Raw genomic sequence first — 20,155 nt, forward strand, 5'->3', positions numbered from 1 at the left:
CAGTTATGCGTTGGCTTCCTCTCGTTAGAGTTGACTATTTGTCGTCTACTTCTTCAAAATCCGCATCAACGACACCGTCGTCAGTCGTTGACTCATGTGCGCCTTCTTGTTGTTGCGCTTGAGCAGCTTGCTCATAAAGTTTGACAGTCAGATTTTGGACAAGCTCATTCAAAGCATCACGCTTCGTTTTCATTTGTTCCAAATCGTTTGCTTCGACTGCTGCTTTCAGTTCGTCTCTAGCTTCTTCAGCCTTCTTCACTTCATCAGCGTCGACTTTTCCGTCTAGCTCTTTCAAAGTTTTGTCGGTTTGGAAGATCAATTGATCCACTTCGTTGCGCAGTTCAACTTCTTCTTTGCGCAATTTGTCTGCTTCAGCGTTCGCTTCTGCATCTTTCACCATTTTTTCGATTTCTTCGTCAGTCAGACCGGAAGAAGATTTGATGGTGATTGTTTGTTCTTTTTGAGTGCCCAAGTCTTTAGCGCGAACATTGACGATACCATTTTTGTCGATATCGAATGATACTTCGATTTGCGGAACACCACGAGGTGCTGATGGAATATCCGTCAATTGGAAACGACCCAATGTTTTGTTGTCGTTTGCCATCGGACGCTCACCTTGCAGGACATGTACATCAACAGCTGGCTGGTTGTCGGCTGCAGTCGAGAACACTTGTGATTTGCTTGTCGGGATTGTCGTATTGCGGTCGATCAATTTAGTGAACACGCCACCCATTGTTTCGATACCCAATGATAAAGGTGTAACGTCCAATAATACGATATCTTTTACATCACCGGAGATGACTCCGCCCTGGATAGCAGCGCCCATTGCAACAACTTCATCCGGGTTAACGGATTTGTTCGGTTCTTTGCCTGCTTCTTTACGGACTGCTTCGATGACTGCTGGGATACGTGTTGAACCACCGACAAGGATGATTTCATCGATTTCGGAAGTGGATAGACCTGCATCCTTCAATGCTTGGCGTACAGGACCTTTTGTACGTTCAACCAAGTCATAAGTGATTTCATCGAATTTAGCGCGGGTAAGCGTCAATTCCATGTGCAAGGGACCTGCATCGCCGGCAGTGATGAACGGCAGGCTGATTTGGGTTGAAGTTACGCCGGAAAGATCTTTTTTGGCTTTTTCAGCAGCGTCCTTCAGACGTTGTTTCGCCATTTTGTCGTTTGAAAGGTCGATTCCGTTTTCTTTCTTGAATTCTGCAACCAAGTAGTCGATGATTTTGTTGTCGAAGTCATCTCCGCCTAATTTGTTGTCGCCGGCTGTACTCAACACATCGAATACGCCATCGCCCAATTCAAGGATGGAAACGTCGAATGTTCCGCCACCCAAGTCGAATACAAGGATTTTTTCGTCTTTGTCCGTTTTGTCCAAACCGTATGCCAAAGCTGCAGCAGTCGGCTCGTTGACGATACGCTCTACTTCCAGACCGGCAATTCTTCCGGCATCTTTAGTCGCTTGACGCTGTGCATCGTTGAAGTAAGCTGGAACTGTAATAACGGCTTTATCAACTTTTTCGCCCAGATAGTCTTCTGCGTAGCCTTTCAGATATTGAAGGATCATCGCTGAAACTTCTTGTGGTGTGTAGCTTTTGCCTTCCACTTCCACTTTGTAGCCAGCATCGCCCATGTGGCGTTTGATCGAGCTGATTGTGTTCGGGTTTGTCACTGCTTGGCGTTTAGCGACCTCGCCCACTTGGATTTCGCCATTTTTGAATGAAACGACAGATGGTGTCGTGCGATTTCCCTCTGGATTTGGGATGATTTTAGCTTCTCCGCCTTCTAATACAGCGACAGCTGAGTTTGTTGTTCCTAAGTCAATACCGATAATTTTGCTCATGATGTTATTCCCCTCTATATGAAATTTTTTTGTGTTTATCAATAAAACTATTCTGCCACAATAACCATTGCGGGTCTTAAAACGCGTTCTTTCAAGGTGTAGCCTTTTTGGACTACCGCGACGACTGTATCAGGCGCTTGACCTTCAGCAGCCGGCTGCATTTGAATGGATTGATGGAAATTTGGATCGAAAGGCTGGTCGATCGGATCGATCGGAGAAATCCCCTCTTTGGCGAAAGCTTCCGTGAATAAGTTCATGACCATTTCCAAACCTTTTTTCAGGTTCAAAGATTTTTCATCTTCCACTTCAATCGCTAATGCGCGTTCCAAACTGTCCATCACCGGCAACAATTCCTGTGCCAAAGACTGGGAACGGAATTTCGCCGCATCCTGTCTTTCTTTTGCGTTGCGCTTCTGAATATTGGCAAGTTCAGCCTGTAGGCGCAACAAGCGATCCTCCGTTTCGGACAAGGTTGCTTTCAAGGCTTCAACCTCACTTGCTTCCGTAACCGTCTCTTGACCTTCAACAACCGTTGTTTCAACGGTCGCTTGTTCCTGGTCCACTAATTCTTCGTTATTATCCACTTCAAAATCTCCTTTGTCGTGCTTATTTGTTCAGATCATTCAAGCTATCAGAAAGTTCGTAACGCATAAATTTCATGATACTGATCATTTTTTGATAAGGCATATTGGTTGGCCCCAGTAATGCAATAAGGCCCTTACCGTTGCCGGCCGTGTCATAAGTAGCCGTAATCAAGCTAAAATTATGCAGCAGCTCATTGTTCAATTCCGTTCCAATCTTGACGCCGACGCCATCATTGGGGTTTGAAAAAAGCGCATGGATGTCCGGAGACCCATTCAGCATACTTAAAATGGCTTTGACTTTATTCTTGTCCATCGTCGCATCCAAATGGTTCAGAAGATTCATGCTGCCGCCTACATGGAAGCGGTCATGCTCCAACTTCGCAACGATGTCATTGAAGATCGCTGTGAAATCGATTTTTGCATCGACGTACTTCCGGATAATCACCGGAATGTCCGTTTGCAGTTTAATGAATACTTCCTGCAGTGTGCGGCCTACCAGTTCCTGATTGAAGATGTTGACGATTTTTTCTATCTCAGAGGCTGAGAAGCCCGGCGAAACAGAAAAAATCTGATTTTCCACATGTCCTTTATCAGTCACCAATATGGCCATCACATGCCCTTCATTGAGTGCGACCAATCGGAACCCCGTCAATCGGCTGTCCTTTGTTTCAGGCCCGATTGCCAAAGCAGTGTAGTTCGTCAAAAAAGACAGCATTTCAGCTGATTTTTCGACAACCTGCTGCACTTCCTGGTAAGGATTCTGAAAACCATGCTTAATCGTCTGTTTGACGTCGTCAGCGACTTCTTCGCTTTCTTTTCCCAATAGTTGATCGACATAGTAACGGTAGCCTTGGATGGACGGTATCCTGCCGGATGAAGAATGCATTTTTTCCAAGAAGCCCAGTTCTTCGATCCGCATCATTTCGTTACGGATGGTGGCGGAACTCAAGGACAAAGCAGATTCCTTAAGAAGCGTCTTCGAACCGATTGGCTCCTCGAATTCGATGTAATGCCTGACAATTAAATCCAAAATTAGCAACTGTCTTTCTGTTAACAAGATTTTCACCTCACTTTAGCACTTGACTACAATGAGTGCTAACCATAAATAAATTTATCACGGGTTACAGGCTTTGTCAACGGAATACAATCATTTTTCATAACATTCTGGGCATCCCACTCGGATCGAACGCATTTCACATCAAGAAAGAACGGAATACTTCGTTGCCGAGGAAAACACCTCTTTGGGTCAATCGGATCCTGTCGCCATCGACCCGAAGCAGGCCATCCGCAACCAAATCAGAAACGACAGCAGCATACTGATCCAACAGCGGGGTTTGGAATTTATCTGCAAAATGTTTTTGGCTGACGCCCACCATCGTGCGCAGTCCCAGAATCATTTCTTCTTCCATCTGTTCCTGTTTCGACAACTGCTGCTGACGGATGATTGGCAAGCTATTTTCGCGCAAAGGCGCCAGATACTGCTGGATCGGTCCATGATTGTGGTAACGGATACCATCGATATAGCCATGCGCTCCAGCCCCAAAACCGAAATAGGATTCATTTTTCCAATAAGTGAGATTATGTTGGGATTCATAACCCGGCAATGCAAAGTTGGAGATTTCATATTGATTTCTTCCGTTTTTTGACATCGTCTCGATAGCCAAAGCATACATATCGGCCTCTGTGTCCTCCGAAGGCAACGGCAATTTCCCTTGACGCATCAAGTTATAAAACACCGTCTTGTTCTCAAGGATCAAGGCATAGATGGAGTAATGCGGCAGATCCAATTCCAAGGCTTTTTTCAGACTATCTTCAAAATCGGCCATCGTTTGGTTTGGCAGGCGGAAGATCAGATCAATGGTCATGTTTTCGAATCCGGCTCTGCGGGCATCGGCCACAGAAGTGTATACCTGCTCGGCAGTGTGGATGCGGCCGATTTTTTTCAGGATATTGTTATTGAACGATTGGACCCCCATGCTCAAACGGTTGACCCCATAATCGCGCATGATCTTCAACTTTTCGAACGAAATACTTTCCGGATTGGCTTCCATCGTAAACTCGGCGCCCTTCGGCAAGGAATAGGTGCTGCGGATTCCGTTCAAAAGCTTCTCCAGTTGGCGCTCGTTCAGAGTCGTTGGTGTGCCGCCGCCGATATAGAAAGTGCTGATCTCTTCTTGAGGATGCAGTTTCTTCGATAACTGCATCTCCTTGATCAATGCATCCACGTATTCGTCAACCGGCTGTCCTTCCAAGAACACCTTATTGAAATCGCAATAGAAGCAGATATGTTCGCAGAAAGGGATGTGCAAATAAGCCGCTGCCATTTAGAGGGTCACCTCGTTCAATGGGTGATCCTGAAAATAGGCAATCGTATCCGCTTCATCACTTTTAAGTTGCGCAATCAGCTGGTCGACGCCGGAAAATTTTATCTCGCTGCGGATAAAATGGTGCCATCTGACGGTTACTTCTTCACCGTAAATCATTTTGTCGAAGTCCAGTATATATACTTCCACGGTTTTGTCGCGTCCAGCTTCAAAAGTGATGTTGTGCCCGATCGAAGCCGTGCCGCGATGCCAGATTCCGTTCACTCTGATGCTTACGATGTAAACGCCATTCCTTGGCAAGCGTGTGTGTTTTTCGGTTTGGATATTAGCAGTCGGGAAACCAAGTAGCCTGCCCCGCGCATCGCCATGAATGACCGTGCCGTCAATCTGATAGATATAGCCTAAATAAGCATTCGCTTTTTTCATGTTTCCTTCAGCTAATGCTTCCCGGATGTGCGTGGAACTGATTTTTTCGGCTTCGTCCTTCAATTCGGCGACTTCGATGACTTCGAAACGACCTTTGGCATAGTTCACTAATTGCTTCATATCCGCAATTTCTCTGGGTCCATAGGTATAATCGAAGCCGGCAACGACTGCAACAGCATGTAGGCCGCTGATGTATTGGTCGACAAATTCCTGCGGTCTCAAAGAGGCAAACGCAGATGTGAATGAGATGACGAAGAAATAATCAACGCCTAGGTTCTCGAATATTTCGGCTTTGCGGTTGACGGTCGATAAATATTGCATCGTTTCTGGGTTCATCTTCTGGAAAACGATGCTCGGGTGATGATTGAAGCTCATGACGGCAAGTTTGAGGTTCTTCTTTTCGGCAACTTCCTTTGCGCGTTTGATCACTTCTTGATGCCCTCTGTGAACGCCGTCAAAGTATCCCAATGCCAATACCACTTGCTCATCGGGTATCAGTTTTTGGTCATAGGGATGATGTATATGCATTATTTCCATTGCTAAGGCAACTCCTTGCTGTTTATGATAGGAACATTTTTCTGGGTTTGATGAAACCGGATTTGGTTGGATGCGGTTCGTACATCGCCACAATTTTGTCCTGATAGGTGAATAAAACGGGCGCGTCCATTGTTTCGAATGGCCCCTCTTTCGGCAGAACAGCGCCATTTTTGACCTTATCCCACAGTTCATCGTCAAGCGCAACCTGATGATACGTTCCGAATACCAAGTCGATTGGTTTCAGCCGCGCGTCAATGTCGTTGTTCGCCATTGCTTCAGCCACTTGCTGCAGCGTCAAGCAATCCTCTTTTGTGAAGGATCCGCTCATCGTGCGCGTCAGGTTTGACATGTACGCCGGATAACCCAAAGATGCACCCAGATCGACGGCCAAAGTCCGCACATAGGTCCCTTTGCCGCAAGTGACCCGGAAGCTCCAGGACATCGTTTGTTCTTCCGCATGGTAGACGGGTTCTGAAATCCGCACGAAACTCATGACGTGGATGGTTCTTTGCGGCCTTTCGACGGTCAACCCTTGGCGGGCGTATTCGTACAGCCTTTTTCCGTTCACCTTGACCGCGGAATACATCGGCGGAACTTGGATGCTTTCGCCTACCATGGCTTCCATCGCTGCATCGATCTCAGCCAAAGACAAGTCTTGCGCAACCGGCGCCTTCGCAATCGTTTCGCCTTGGCTGTCCTCAGTCGTTGTGGCGACTCCGATAGTGATTTCCCCTTCGTAAGCTTTGTCCGTGTCAGTCAAAAATTCGACGACTTTTGTGGCTTTTCCGATGCAGATCGGCAAAACGCCATCAACTTCCGGATCCAGTGTACCGGTATGCCCCACTTTTTTAGTTTTCAGTATTTTTCTAAGTTTGAATACGCAGTCGTGACTTGTCATGCCGCGTTCTTTCCATAAAGGTAATATTCCGTCCATATGTCTGTAACCTACTTTCTTCTACAACTAACCTATTATAGCATAATCTATTCTACAGGAAAAAACATCAACATTAGAAGAATATGCTTACAATCATAATGATAACTGCGTTACTTTTTCTGTAAAATCTGCTATGCTAAAGGAAATAAGACTGTACTTGAGGAGAATCAACATGCCAAACTTCAAAATTGTGACCGATTCCACAACGGAATTGTCCGCAGAAGAAATTGACAGATACGGAATCACCGTAATCCCGCTTTCATCCATGATAAATAACGTGCTGTATCACGACGGCGTCACCATAACCAAACCTGAGTTTCTCGAAAAAATGATGAACAGCAAAGAGTTGCCAAAATCATCTCAACCTGCAATGGGCACTTTTTTGGATAAATACAATGAATTGACAGCTGATGGCAGCGAAATTCTGTCCATCCATGTCACCGAAACACTGAGCGGAACCGTTAATTCTGCTCACCAGGCAGCTAAACTCGCCCACGGTAAAGTCACTGTCATCGATTCGAAGTTTTGTGCAAGAGCCGCTGCTTTCCAAGTATTGGAAGCAGCCAAATGTGCCGCTGAAGGATTGACAGTGGCGGACGCATTGCCTCGAATCGCTGCCGTTAAGGAGCGCACCCTGCTTTACATCTGCATCGTCAACCTGGAAAATATGGTCAAGGGGGGACGCATTGGAAAAACGATGGGACGCATCACAACCTTATTGAACATCAAAGCCAACCTGAAAATGATCGACGGCGCATTGACTACCGATATCAAAGGCCGCGGCACGAAAGCAATCGTAAAACGCTACGAAGAGATTATCGAAGAGCTGAAACAGAAATACCTGGATGTTGAAGCGATCGGCATCACGCATGTCGGCTTATCGGAATATTCAAATCAAATCGTCGGCATGCTGAAGGCTGCGTTCCCCAACGCCCAGCTGTACACGTCCTACGCCAGCGCCAGCGTCATGACCCACGCCGGCCCCGAAGCCGTATCCCTCCAATTCTTAATGAAAAACAAATAAAAAATGCCGCTATCTCCCGAAAATGGGTAATAGCGGCATTTTATTTTCATATGAATAAGAAATAGGATGTTATCCCGGTCAAGAGTGTCCCCAAAGTGAAGACTACCTTGAAACTCAGGTGTTTCGTTTTATGGCGGAAATGATGCATCCCCAGCAGTCCGCCTAGGCCACCACCAAAAAATCCAAGCAGAAGCAGGTTTCGTTCCGGTATGCGCCAGGCTTTTTGCCGCGCTTTCTTTTTATCGACGCCCATCAAGATGAAAAGAAACACGTTCGCTAGGATGAAATATACAAGCACTGGATCTCTCATTGTTTTCCGTAACCTTGGCTCTGTCTGATGATTTCCACGATAACCGCAACGGCCTTCTCCATTGATTGGACAGACACGAATTCATAGCGTCCGTGGAAGTTTTCTCCCCCGGCAAAAATATTCGGAGTGGGCAGGCCCATGAAGGACAACTTGGATCCGTCTGTGCCGCCGCGGATCGGTTCGATGATCGGGGTGATCCCCAGTGACTTCATCGCCGTTTCAGCCAGATCGACTGGACGCATATCCTCTTTCAGCACTTCCCCCATGTTGTAGTACTGATCGTGCATTTCGATTGTGATGCGTTCTTCAGTCCATTCCTTGTTCATGCGCTCCGCAAGCGAAAGCATAGTCGTTTTCCTGTTCTCAAAAAGATCCTTGTCATGATCTCTGATGATGTAGGTCATTTTACTTTCTTCCACATTGCCTTCGATGCCCAACAAATGATAAAATCCTTCGCGCTTTTCTGTTTGCTCAGGTACTTCATTTTGCGGCAAAGCGCTGTCGTAAGCGATGGCCAACTTGATTGCATTCACCATTGTGTCCTTGGCAGTGCCTGGATGCACATTTTTGCCATGGATCGTTACGATAGCTTGCGCAGCATTGAAGCTTTCAAATTCAAGTTCTCCCAATGGGCCGCCGTCCATCGTGTAAGCAAAGTCGCAGCCGAAAGCAGCCACATCAAAAAGATCAGCTCCACGGCCGATTTCTTCATCCGGTCCGAAAGCGACTTTTATGTCCCCGTGTTCGATGTCATCCGCTGCTTTTATCGCTTCCAACGCTGTGATGATTTCGGCGATGCCGGCTTTGTCGTCCGCACCCAACAACGTTTTTCCGTCAGTAGTGATCAAAGTCTGGCCGATGTAGTTCTTCAAAGAGGGGAAATCCTTAGGTGAAAGAAGCACCTGTGCTTGCGCATCCAAAATCAAATCGTTTCCCGCATAGTGATCCCAAATAAGCGGATTTACATTCGCCGCTTCAAAATCAGCTGTGTCCATGTGGGCGATGAACCCGATTGCAGGAAATTCTTTTTGGGAATTGCGTGGCAAAAGAGCCGTCACGAAACCATTTCCCTCATTATATTGGATATCCGAAAGTCCGATGGCTTCCAGTTCCGGCATTAAAATATTTTTTGCGAAGTCCACCTGATTTTGGGTAGAAGGCACGGTCAGGCTTTCTTCATCCGATCTTGTCTCGAATTTAATGTATTTCAGAAAACGGTCCACTAATTTTTCTTGCATTTATTGACATCCTCTCACAATTGACTGTCGAAAATGAAAGGATCCGTATTGATTTCGGAAGCGATGACTTCCAGATCCCACTCATTCTCTTTTTTCCATGTATTGAATAATTCCAATAATTTCGGTTTGCAGATCTGTTCGATGTGATGGCCCGGATCTATGACGGTCAATCCATCAGCCTGCATATCGTGGGCCGTGTGATAGTAGACGTCACCCGTGATATAAACATCTGCACCCTTTTTGATTGCTTTCCGATAATATTTGCCGGCATCCCCGCCGCAGATGGCAACACGAGTGATCGTCTGATCCAAATCGGCTGCGATAAAGCGCATGCCTTCGATCTGAAAAACATCCTTCACGTACTGGATAAAGGAACGCAACGACATCGGCAATGCCAGATTGCCGACCCTTCCCAAACCATATTCACGCTGGAAATTATTGATTGTATAGATTTCATAGATGGGTTCTTCGTAAGGATGCGATTCATACAGCGCCTCCAATACTTCCGCCAAATACTTGTCTTCGACGATCATCTCAATTTTCTTTTCTTGCACCGCTTCGGGTTCGTTGATGTGGCCGATGGCAGGTTTTGCGCCTTCTAGCGGAGTGAAGCGACCCACCCCTTGCGCTTCATAGGAGCAGTGAGTGTATTCGTCGGAAATGTTCCCCGCGCCAGCATCTGTCATAGCGATACGGACACGATTGCATTCCGCATTCGGCACGCATACGGATATTTTTTTCACAGGAACGCGCTTCGTGACGTCCATAATTTCAACATCCAACAGCCCCAACGCCTCAGAGAGCCAATCGTTCATCCCGTTATTCGCGTTGTCCAGATTGGTATGGGCCGCATAGACGCTGATGTCATGTTTCAGCAGATCCACATACATCTTTGTTTGTTTGTCTGAAACGTCCAGATTTTTTAGCGGTCTGTAAATCGGGGGATGATGGGAGAAGATAAAATCGACTTGCTTTTCGATGGCCTCCTGAACAACTTCCGGACGGACATCGAGCGTCACCAAAATACGGTGGACTGGACGGCTCAAGTCTCCCAAATGGAGTCCCACCGGATCCCCTTCCTCTGCCAGCCAAGTCGGAACATGCGATTCGAATAACTCGATGAATTCATAACCAGTAATGCTTTTCATCCCAGCACCTCTTTAATTTCATTGATTTTATTGATCACTTGCTGTTCTTTTTCGTTCAGATTGTTGCTTGCTTTTTGCATGCTGTCCAATATGTATTGGCATTTGTCGATTTCGGATAACCACTTTTTGCGGAACGTTTCATTTTTTGTCTGAAGCAGGAAACGGCCGAAGCTGTATTCCAACTCCGTGTAGTTTTCTATCGTCCCTGCATTTTCGGCAACGATGATTTCATAAATCTTTCCGTTTTCTTCCAATATCGTTTCATCGATGATTTTGTATTGATGGGGAATCAACCATTCACGCAGTTTCTTTTCCCCATTATTGGGCTGAAGGATCAACCGTTCCACACCAACCAATTTATCTTTTAGTCTGCCTTTTTCCAGAATTTTGGAAATCAAGTCCCCACCCATTCCGCAGATGGTGACGACATTTATATGATCCATCGGCTCGATCACATCCATGCCGTCGCCAAGTCTGGCACTGACACGATCGCCAACTCCTGATGTTCTGATCTGTTCCGTTGCCGATTCGAAGGGCCCTTTCACAACTTCCCCTGCCAATGCGTAATTAATGACGTCGCGCGCTGCCAAAACACAGGGCAAATAAGCGTGATCCGAGCCTATATCGGCCAGTCTGGCATTTTCAGGCACAAAACCTGCGACTGTCTCGAGTCTTACGGATAATTGTTGATTGTTCAACCTTATCCCTCCATTTCCATTTTTGCTGATAGCTCTATTTTAGCATAATTCTATTTCATATATCCCATTAATCCTCATATCAGTCAGAAAATGGCATAAGAAAAACCCGAGTGCAATACCTCGGGTTGGGGTGCTTATTACTCAAGAAAATCTTTTAATTGTTTCGAACGGCTCGGATGACGCAGTTTGCGCAAAGCTTTCGCTTCGATTTGACGAATCCGCTCGCGGGTGACGCCGAATACTTTCCCAACTTGCTCCAATGTCCGTACATTGCCATCATCAAGTCCGAAACGCAGACGCAAAACGTTTTCCTCGCGGTCGGTCAAAGTGTCCAACACTTCCTCAAGTTGTTCCTTCAGGAGTGTTTGGGCAGTATGGTCAGCCGGACTCAGGACTTCCTGATCTTCGATGAAATCGCCTAAATGGGAATCATCTTCTTCTCCGATAGGCGTTTCCAAAGAAACCGGTTCTTGGGCGATTTTCAGGATTTCTCTGACTTTTTCAGTCGGAAGGTCCATTTCGGCACCGATTTCTTCCGGTGTCGGTTCGCGTCCTAGATCCTGGAGCAATTGACGTTGGATACGGACCAATTTATTGATTGTTTCAACCATATGCACAGGGATACGGATTGTTCTGGCTTGGTCAGCGATGGCACGGGTGATGGCTTGACGGATCCACCAAGTTGCGTAGGTGGAAAATTTGAACCCTTTGGTGTGGTCAAATTTTTCGACAGCTTTCATCAGACCCATGTTCCCTTCCTGGATCAGATCCAAGAATTGCATCCCACGGCCCACATAACGTTTTGCGATGGAAACAACCAGACGCAAGTTGGCTTCAGCCAATTGTTGTTTCGCTTCCTGATCGCCTTCTTTGATGCGGAGAGCCAAATTGACTTCTTCCTCTGCATTCAACAAAGGCACACGGCCGATTTCCTTCAGGTACATGCGGACCGGGTCGTTGATTTTCACTCCGGGAGGCACAGCCATCGGGTCTTCTTCTTCATCTTTTTTGGCTGCTGCTGGTTTTTCAGGCTTCACTATTTCTTTGGCAAGTTGACGAGCAGTCGGACCTCCGTCTGCGTCTACGACACTGACACCGCCGTCTTCCATTTTTTGTATGAGCTTATCCATTGCATCCGCGTCCAATTGGAAAGGTGTAGCTATCTTGTCGGCCAATTCGTCGTAGAAGACGGACCCCAATAATTTGTGTTCTGCGATCAGCTTTTTGGTTACCTGTTCTAACGTGAAACCTTGATCATTTTTTTCGATTGCCATAAAATGATTCCTCCATTCGATGCGGGCTATTTCTTTGTTGCTTTTAATTCTTTTGAGAGGGAAACGATTTCCAACATGATTGTCTTCAGACGCTCATTGTCATTTTTCTTTCGGGCTTCCTTCATTTCTGCCTGTTTCTTGGTCAGTTGGTCCTGAAGGGACGACTTGTCCCGGATGATATGGACGAGATCTTGAATTTCTTGATAGGTGACTTCCGAATCCAATTGGAACCATTCGATCTCCGTAATAACATTTTGAAGTGCTTGATTGTTGATGCGGTCCAAAAAGTGGTCGATATTCCCGACCAACCCCGTCTGCCTGAAAAACTCTTCATACAAAATGTAGATTGTTTGATAATCATCGTGGATGAAATTGAAATCTGCATCAATTTCGTTCAGATACGACCAGACTTCTTCGAAATGAAACAGACGGTAAAGCAGTTGTTTTTCACTTTGCTCTGCCTGGGTCACTTTGCGTTTGTTCGTGCTTGGATACACCGCATGAGAGGCTGCATCAGGCGACATGGTTCGCCTGACCGGCTCGCGTTCAGGCCGTTGCTGCAGCACCTCTTGTTGATACCCCTTCAATTGCTTCTGCAGGATATCTACCGGAATACTGAATTCATCCGCGATATCCTTCATGTAAAGCTCTCTTTCGATCAAAGACTCTAGGGGGGCCAATGCCTTAAGCATGGTTTCGATATAGGTGATGCGATTTTTTTCGGAATCCAGATTCAGATTCATCTTGAGGTAGCGTGAATAGAACTGAATGACCGTTTCCCGGTTGTTTTTCAGTGCCTTGGCGAACGCCTCGGGGCCTTTCTCTTGGATGTATTCATCCGGATCCATACCCGCTTCCAGCGGGAAAATCGAAATATCGAAGTGCTTGTTGCGTTCCAGTATTTCTATGGCGCGCTTGGTCGCTTCGACACCGGGACGATCGCCGTCATAGGCAATGACAATTTTGTCGGCTGTCTTCGTCAGTATTCGGTTCTGTTCATCCGTCAGACTGGTCCCCATGGAGGCGACGCCATTTTTAACACCCGCTTGCCAAGCGGATATGACATCCATATACCCTTCAAATAGGATTACTTCTGAATTTCTCCGGATTTCACTGCGGGCTTTGTCGAAGTTGAAAAGGAAATCCCGTTTGTTGAACAACAGTGTTTCGGGGCTGTTCAGATATTTTGCTTCATGGTAACCTGTTTCATCCGCTGGGGTTGCATGCAGAATTCGGCCGGAAAAAGCGACCGTCTTTCCTTTAGCGTTCCGCAACGGGAAAATGATCCGGGCTGAGAACCGATCGAAAAGTTCGTTTTGGCCTTGCCTATCCGTGAAAATACCACTTTCCTGAAGGAGTCCTTCATCGAATGCCTTCGCTTTCAGCATTTGAAAGAGTGCTGTCCGATTGGATGGAGAGAAACCTATTTGATATTCTTTTAGTGTCTCCGGCGTGAAGCCGCGTTGGATCATGTAATCCAGCGCAGCTTGCCCCGTAACGGTGTTCATGAGCACCTGATGGTAAAAAGCCGCAGCTTCCTCATGGATTTGGATCAATTTTTCTTTTTTTGACTGAAGCGGATTATCTTGCGCATGGTTTTCGTACGAGAAATCCAATTCAATGTTGCTTAATTCGGCTGTCTTAATGACTGCTTCAACGAATGAAATACCCTCGACATCCATCAAAAAAGTAAAAACATTCCCTCCTCTTCCGCAGCTGAAACAGTGAAAAATCTGTTTTTCTTCTGCTACAGAAAATGAGGGGGTCTTCTCGTCATGGAACGGGCAAAATCCGAAATGATTCTTGCCTCTTTTTTTGAGTTGTACATATTGGCTGACGACATCAACAATATTTGTTTCGGTTCTGATCTGCGCTAATTTTTCTTCTGAAATACGTTCTGCCAAATGTCTCCCACCTTGAAGAAATGTCTTCATTTTATAAAAACGCGCATAAAGATGCAAAATAAATTTTACCACATCTGCACAACACATGCAAATATTTACTCAGACGGGCATCAAAGCGGTGATCTTTGCTGTTCTTCCTTCAGATCTGGAACTTTCACAAAAAACAACAGGATCCCGCCGATCACGAACAGGATGATCAGGGCAAAAACCCCATCCAACGAGTTTCCTGTCAGCTGCGAGATGACCCCGACAAGCAGCGGACCGACCACTGCCGCAAATTTCCCGAAGATGTTATAGAATCCGAAGAATTCGTTCGCTTGCTCTTTGGGAATCAGTTGGCCGAATAAGGATCGGCTCAACGCCTGCACGCCTCCTTGGGCTGTACCTACAAGAAGCGCCAAAATAATGAATGTCAGCAAGGAGTCCAACTGCAATGCATAGATGCAAATGAAAATATACGTTACAATACCCACAAAAATCATGTTCTTGTTGCCGAACCGTTTGGATGCACGCCCGTACAGGATGGAGAATGGGAAAGCCACGAACTGGACAACTAGCATGACTACAATCAGTTCATTCGAAGAGAGGCCGATATCCGATCCGACCGCAGTCGCCATTTTGAAGATGGTCCCAACCCCGTCGATGTAAAAGAAATAAGCCAGCAAAAACAAAAAGGCTTGTCTGTATTCCTTGATGTTCTTCAGCGTTTCCCATAATCTGAGGAAACTCTTGCGGATCACGTGCGGTTCTTTTTCGATGTAATAGTTCTGCTTGACATTCTTCCAATAAGGGATGGTGAAGACGAACCACCAAATCGCAGTAAGGATGAAGCCGCCTTTCACAATGCCATTGGTGCTCACTGGCAAAATGCCGGTCAATTGGAAAAAAATAAAAATGACGAACGGGATGGAACTGCCGATATAACCCCAGCCGAAGCCTGCAGAGGAAATGCGGTCCATCCGTTCATCGGTCGTCACGTCCATCAAGGAGCCGTCATAGAAGATATTCGCTCCAGAAAAACCGATAACCGAAAACATGTACAATCCCAACAGAAACAGCCAATTTGCAGCAGGCACAAATACGAACCCGATTGTTGCGAAAATACCGGCCAATGTAAAGCCTGTAAATAAAGGATTGCGGAAGCCTTTGTAATCCGCGACGGCTCCCAACACAGGAGCAAGCAGCGACACAACCAAAGTGGCGGCCGCATTCGCATATCCCCAATAGGCTGTCGAGTCAGCATCCGTCAATCCGCCGCTTTCCGCGATCGACTTGAAATACAAAGGGAATGCCGCCGTTGTGATCATGATGGAGTAGGCCGAATTCGCCCAGTCCTGCATGATCCAACTTTTTTCTTCGGTGGTATAACGGCTTAGCTTTTTCTCAGTTCCCATATTACCCTCCCCTGTTCTTTTCGTTCGACGAGAAACACCTTGTCTAACCCATCATAACGAATGGACAAAGAATGGGCAACACCCAATAGTAGGATGTTGCCCATTGTTTTTCAATTATTTTATTCTTGTGCTGCTTCATCATACTCAGCCAATATTCCCTCAATCAAGGTCCAGGCTTTTTCCATACCCTCACCCGTTTCTTTCGAGAACATGATCAAGGACTCATCACTCGGAAGATTCAAAGCTTTTTTGATGCGGTAGAAATGTTGATTCCATTTCCCGCGCGGAATTTTATCGCATTTGGTGGCGATGACCGAATACGGAAGATTGTAATATTCAATGAAATCCTTCATTTGAATATCGTCTTCGGTAGGCTCGTGACGAAAATCGACAATCAAAAAGACATGTTGTAACGTATCCCGTTGTGTGAAGTACGTCTCTAACATTTGGCCCCATTTTGCCCGTTCCGTTTTTGAAACTTTTGCGTAACCATAACCCGGAACATCCACAAAATAAAATGAATTATTGATCAGATAGAAGTTCAAAGTCTGGGTCTTTCCCGGTTTGCTTGATGTCCGCGCCAACGCTTTGCGATTGATCAGTTTATTGATGAACGATGACTTGCCCACATTGGACCGCCCCGCCAAAGCGATTTCTGCAAAGCCAGTGGCCGGGTATTGTTTGGGATCGACCGCGCTCATTACGATTTCCGCATCTTTTACGTGCATTTATTTCCACTCCTTTTCAAAGCCGTCTGCAATTGAAACGACGCTTAATACTATTTCTGCAACCGACTGTCATGATTATGCGAAAAAATCCGGAAATCAGATTGGAAATTGTCTGATTCGCCGGACTTCAAACGCAAGCTCATGTTTAGTTGATCTGTTTACCGTCTTCATCGAACAGCAACGGCGCACCGATGCCATTCACTATGTTATCGGTTATGACGCACTTCACGATTTCATCTCTGCTTGGGATATCAAACATGATGTCCAGCATGATGTTTTCGATGATGGAGCGCAATCCACGAGCACCTGTGTTTCTTTCCAGTGCCTTTTTGGCGATGGAGCGTAATGCGTCATCTTCGAATACCAATTCGACGCCATCCAACTCAAGTAATTTTTTGTATTGTTTTACCAAGGCATTTTTTGGTTGTGTCAGAATATGAACTAAATCGTCTTCTGTCAACTTTTCCAACGCAGCCATAATCGGTAAACGACCGATAAATTCCGGGATCAACCCGAATTTCAACAAATCTTCCGGTATGATCTGCTGCATGATGCTCTTGTCTTCCAAATGTTTGGCTTGCGGAGAGCCAAAGCCGATGACTTTCTCGCCAAGACGCTCTTTCACGATCGTTTCGATGCCATCAAAGGCACCACCAACGATGAATAAAATGTTCGTCGTGTCGATTTGGATGAACTCTTGCTGCGGGTGTTTTCTGCCGCCTTGCGGTGGAACGTTCGCAACAGTGCCTTCCAAAATTTTAAGCAGCGCTTGTTGAACCCCTTCACCACTTACGTCTCTCGTGATCGATACATTTTCACCTTTACGGGCGATTTTATCAATCTCGTCGATGTAGATGATTCCGCGTTCAGCCCGCTCGACATCAAAATCGGCAGCTTGAAGCAACTTCAATAGGATATTCTCGACATCCTCACCAACATATCCGGCCTCCGTCAAACTTGTCGCATCAGCAATCGCAAATGGGACATCCAGGATACGCGCCAATGTTTGGCCAAGGAAGGTTTTACCCGAACCAGTCGGGCCTATCAAACAAATATTACTTTTTTGTAACTCTACATTATCGTCTTCTGACATCATGCTCATTTGACCGATACGCTTGTAGTGATTATAGACCGCTACAGACAGCGTCCGTTTGGCTTTTTCTTGACCAATCACATATTCGCTCAAAATCTTTTGGATTTCCTGCGGTTTTGGCACCTCGGTGAATACCGCTTCGCTTGGTGCATAGATTTCTTCTTCGATGATTTCTTTGCATAAATCTACACACTCATTACAAATATATACATCCGGCCCCGCAATGATCTTTTTCACTTGGTCCTGAGATTTTCCGCAGAATGAACAATGTATTGTCCCGATACTTTCATCATGGAACACAATCATTCTCCTCTCTATATACTTACTTTCCGATCCAGTATAACTTGCCAGGATAGGCCAACTGCTGTGGCACATTGACCCTGACCGCTTACGAACGGTTTACATCTTAACACAGAAAGGAAAAATTGAAAAAGAATATGATCCGTTTACCTAGTGGGGTTAAAGTCCGAATATATCCCTGAGTATAAACAGATGGGACACTGACTATGGAAGACAATGTCCCGATCTCTGTATTCTGTTTCAACTTTTCTTATGCTTCGATTGCTGAATCAGTGATGATGCTCATCGCTTTCTTCATTTGGATATCGTTAGTCAACATATCAGGGCTGACCAATCCACGAACACGGTCTGCATCCATGTTATATTGTTTTGCTAGTTCTTCGATTTCTGCAGCGACTTCTTCTTCAGAAACGACGATGTTTTCATCTTTGATGATTTGTTCCAATACTAGTGATGTTTTCGTGCGTTCATCAGCATCAGATTCCATTTGGACGTGCAAGTCTTTTTCAGTAGTACCTGTGATTTGGTAGTACAATTCAGGAGAGATTCCTTGACGTTGCATATCATTCAGGAAAAGATCCATTTGACGGTGCACTTCATCGTGAACCATTACGTGCGGCAATTCAACGATTTCAGCATTGGCAACGGCTTGTCTCAAAGCTAAATCCTGAACAGCTTCGTCAGCTGCAGCAGTTCTGCTTTCTTCCAATTCCTTGCGGATTTTAGCTTTCAATTCGTCCAATGATGCTACTTCTTCGTCGATATCTTTTGCGAATTCGTCATCCAAAGCAGGTAATTGCTTTGTTTTGATTTCGTGTACGATTACTTTGAAGGTAGCTTCTTTTCCTTTAAGATCTTCAGCTTGATAGTCTTCAGGGAAAGTCACGACAACTTCTTTTTCTTCTCCAGCTTTAACGCCGACCAATTGTTCTTCGAAACCTGGGATGAATTGATTAGATCCCAACTCCAAAGAATGGTTTTGATCTTTGCCGCCTTCAAAAGCCACACCGTCAACGAATCCTTCGTAGTCGATTACAGCTGTGTCGCCAAGTTCTGCGCCTTCTTCTTTAAGGACTAATTCAGCTTGACGCTCTTGTTTTTCTTTCAAGTTGTTTTCTACATCCTCATCTGTAACGATGCGGTCTTGTTTTTCAACTTTAAGATTTTTGTATTCTCCAAGCTTCACTTCAGGTTTCACTGTTACTTCAGCAGCGATGACCCAAGGTTGGCCTTTTTCCATGCTCTTGATGTCAATTTTTGGTTGAGAAACAGGATCCAATCCAGCTTCTTCGATAGCTTTTGAATAAGCATCAGGCAAAGCGCCATTCAATGCGTCTTCGAATAAAGACTCTTCACCATAGATATTGTTGAATACGTGACGAGGAACTTTACCTTTACGGAATCCAGGAACGGAAACGTTCTTTTTCACTTTGTTGAAGACCTTATCCATTTCTTGTTTGATGATTTCTTCTGAAATTTCAAATGTTAAGACACCATCGTTAGTGCCTGTTTTTTCCCAGTTTGCAGTCATTTACTTTCCTCCAAAAATCTTGATTTTATTGCAATTAATTTGATATTGCACACTCTCCAATACTACACTAGAAAAGCGGTGTTGTAAACAAAAAGTGCTTCATTATTCCGTATTCGTGTAAAAAATGTGCCCGTTATCAATGCTTTAGCCTTCGATTTTAATGCTTTCTTAGATTTCTTTCATCATATGTTTTTGGTATAATCATTCAATGGGGGTGATCGTCAGTGGCCGTAAATTATCCGAACGGCAAAAAGTTCCATGCCGAGTCGCATATACCGAAAACTGCAAAGAGGAAAGACTTCGTATACAGCAACCGCGGAATGACGCTTGAAGAAGAGATCAACAGCAGCAATGAGCATTACCTTTCATCAGGAAAAGCCGTCATCCATAAAAAACCGACGCCTATCCAAGTCGTTAAAGTGGATTACCCCAAAAGAAGCGCAGCCGTCATCAAAGAAGCTTATTATCGGCAATCCTCCACTACCGACTACAACGGCGTTTATAAAGGTCTTTATCTGGACTTTGAGGCCAAAGAAACAAAAAACAAGACAGCCATACCCTTGAGCAACTTCCACGAGCACCAGATCATCCACATGAAAAGGTGTATCCAACAGCAAGGAATCACGTTCGTACTGATCCGTTTTTCCTGCTTTAACCGCGTTTTCTTGCTGAACAGTTCCTATTTGATTGACTTTTGGGAGAATACATTGAATAATGGCCGTAAATCGATCCCATTGGCATTTATAGAGGATAATGGGTTCGAAGTGGCATACGGATTCAATCCCCGATTGGATTATCTGGATGCAGTGGATAAAATGCTTGAATGCACTATCAAATAATTAAGAGGTGAACC

General features: G+C 45.4%; 18 protein-coding genes. 2 read left to right on the forward strand and 16 right to left on the reverse strand.

The window, feature by feature from the left end; genetic code table 11:
* Nucleotides 1–34: 34 nt before the first annotated feature.
* The 6 genes from dnaK to truB form a co-directional block, all read right to left on the reverse strand.
* Nucleotides 35–1,855 (reverse strand): molecular chaperone DnaK, encoded by a 1,821-nt coding sequence (gene dnaK / locus C7R56_RS04295; protein WP_107995344.1) that lies wholly within the window; start codon nucleotides 1,853–1,855, stop codon nucleotides 35–37.
* Between the two features lie 47 nt (nucleotides 1,856–1,902).
* Complete coding sequence (gene grpE / locus C7R56_RS04300; RefSeq protein WP_107995345.1) at nucleotides 1,903–2,439, reverse strand: nucleotide exchange factor GrpE; 537 nt, start codon at nucleotides 2,437–2,439, stop codon at nucleotides 1,903–1,905.
* A gap of 22 nt (nucleotides 2,440–2,461) precedes the next feature.
* Nucleotides 2,462–3,496 carry a heat-inducible transcriptional repressor HrcA gene (gene hrcA, locus C7R56_RS04305; RefSeq protein WP_107995346.1) on the reverse strand — a complete coding sequence of 345 codons (1,035 nt, stop codon included), beginning with the start codon at nucleotides 3,494–3,496 and terminating at the stop codon, nucleotides 2,462–2,464.
* A 136-nt stretch (nucleotides 3,497–3,632) separates the two neighbouring features.
* Nucleotides 3,633–4,763, reverse strand: a complete 1,131-nt coding sequence (gene hemW, locus C7R56_RS04310) for a radical SAM family heme chaperone HemW (RefSeq protein WP_107995347.1) — start codon at nucleotides 4,761–4,763, stop codon at nucleotides 3,633–3,635.
* The gene (gene ribF, locus C7R56_RS04315) at nucleotides 4,764–5,726 is read right to left on the reverse strand and encodes a riboflavin biosynthesis protein RibF (protein ID WP_107995348.1); all 963 of its coding nucleotides are present in this window, start codon (nucleotides 5,724–5,726) and stop codon (nucleotides 4,764–4,766) included.
* Between the two features lie 22 nt (nucleotides 5,727–5,748).
* Nucleotides 5,749–6,660, reverse strand: coding sequence for a tRNA pseudouridine(55) synthase TruB (gene truB / locus C7R56_RS04320; RefSeq protein ID WP_107995349.1), 912 nt, complete (start codon nucleotides 6,658–6,660; stop codon nucleotides 5,749–5,751).
* Between the two features lie 172 nt (nucleotides 6,661–6,832).
* Between truB and C7R56_RS04325 the strand changes: the two genes are divergently transcribed.
* Nucleotides 6,833–7,684, forward strand: a complete 852-nt coding sequence (locus C7R56_RS04325; RefSeq protein WP_107995350.1) for a DegV family protein — start codon at nucleotides 6,833–6,835, stop codon at nucleotides 7,682–7,684.
* 46 nt (nucleotides 7,685–7,730) lie between these two features.
* Here C7R56_RS04325 and C7R56_RS04330 read toward each other — a convergent pair whose 3' ends face one another.
* From C7R56_RS04330 to tig, 10 genes are all read right to left on the reverse strand, one after another.
* Complete coding sequence (locus tag C7R56_RS04330) at nucleotides 7,731–7,994, reverse strand: DUF1294 domain-containing protein (RefSeq protein WP_107995351.1); 264 nt, start codon at nucleotides 7,992–7,994, stop codon at nucleotides 7,731–7,733.
* A complete protein-coding gene (gene pepT, locus C7R56_RS04335) occupies nucleotides 7,991–9,232 on the reverse strand; it encodes a peptidase T (RefSeq protein ID WP_107995352.1) in 1,242 nt (413 codons plus the stop codon). The genes C7R56_RS04330 and pepT overlap by 4 nt, the downstream gene beginning before the upstream one ends.
* Before the next feature lie 14 nt (nucleotides 9,233–9,246).
* Nucleotides 9,247–10,380 (reverse strand): Nif3-like dinuclear metal center hexameric protein, encoded by a 1,134-nt coding sequence (locus tag C7R56_RS04340; protein ID WP_107995353.1) that lies wholly within the window; start codon nucleotides 10,378–10,380, stop codon nucleotides 9,247–9,249.
* Complete coding sequence (locus C7R56_RS04345) at nucleotides 10,377–11,078, reverse strand: tRNA (adenine(22)-N(1))-methyltransferase (RefSeq protein WP_107995354.1); 702 nt, start codon at nucleotides 11,076–11,078, stop codon at nucleotides 10,377–10,379. Before C7R56_RS04345 ends, C7R56_RS04340 begins: the two co-directional genes overlap by 4 nt.
* 137 nt (nucleotides 11,079–11,215) lie before the next feature.
* Nucleotides 11,216–12,352 (reverse strand): RNA polymerase sigma factor RpoD, encoded by a 1,137-nt coding sequence (gene rpoD, locus C7R56_RS04350; protein ID WP_107995355.1) that lies wholly within the window; start codon nucleotides 12,350–12,352, stop codon nucleotides 11,216–11,218.
* 26 nt (nucleotides 12,353–12,378) lie between these two features.
* Nucleotides 12,379–14,256 (reverse strand): DNA primase, encoded by a 1,878-nt coding sequence (gene dnaG / locus C7R56_RS04355; protein WP_107995356.1) that lies wholly within the window; start codon nucleotides 14,254–14,256, stop codon nucleotides 12,379–12,381.
* Between the two features lie 110 nt (nucleotides 14,257–14,366).
* Nucleotides 14,367–15,650 (reverse strand): MFS transporter, encoded by a 1,284-nt coding sequence (locus C7R56_RS04360; RefSeq protein WP_107995357.1) that lies wholly within the window; start codon nucleotides 15,648–15,650, stop codon nucleotides 14,367–14,369.
* A 119-nt stretch (nucleotides 15,651–15,769) separates the two neighbouring features.
* A complete protein-coding gene (gene yihA / locus C7R56_RS04365) occupies nucleotides 15,770–16,378 on the reverse strand; it encodes a ribosome biogenesis GTP-binding protein YihA/YsxC (RefSeq protein WP_107995358.1) in 609 nt (202 codons plus the stop codon).
* A 145-nt stretch (nucleotides 16,379–16,523) separates the two neighbouring features.
* Entirely contained in the window at nucleotides 16,524–17,777 is a 1,254-nt protein-coding gene (gene clpX, locus C7R56_RS04370) for an ATP-dependent Clp protease ATP-binding subunit ClpX (protein ID WP_107995359.1), read from the reverse strand.
* 244 nt (nucleotides 17,778–18,021) lie between these two features.
* Nucleotides 18,022–19,302 (reverse strand): trigger factor, encoded by a 1,281-nt coding sequence (gene tig / locus C7R56_RS04375; RefSeq protein WP_107995360.1) that lies wholly within the window; start codon nucleotides 19,300–19,302, stop codon nucleotides 18,022–18,024.
* A 224-nt stretch (nucleotides 19,303–19,526) separates the two neighbouring features.
* Between tig and recU the strand changes: the two genes are divergently transcribed.
* Nucleotides 19,527–20,141: a Holliday junction resolvase RecU gene (recU, locus tag C7R56_RS04380; protein WP_107995361.1), complete on the forward strand. Its 615-nt coding sequence runs from the start codon at nucleotides 19,527–19,529 to the stop codon at nucleotides 20,139–20,141.
* Nucleotides 20,142–20,155 lie beyond the last annotated feature (14 nt).

Source organism: Trichococcus paludicola, assembly GCF_003052295.1.
In the GTDB taxonomy this organism is placed as follows: domain Bacteria; phylum Bacillota; class Bacilli; order Lactobacillales; family Aerococcaceae; genus Trichococcus; species Trichococcus paludicola.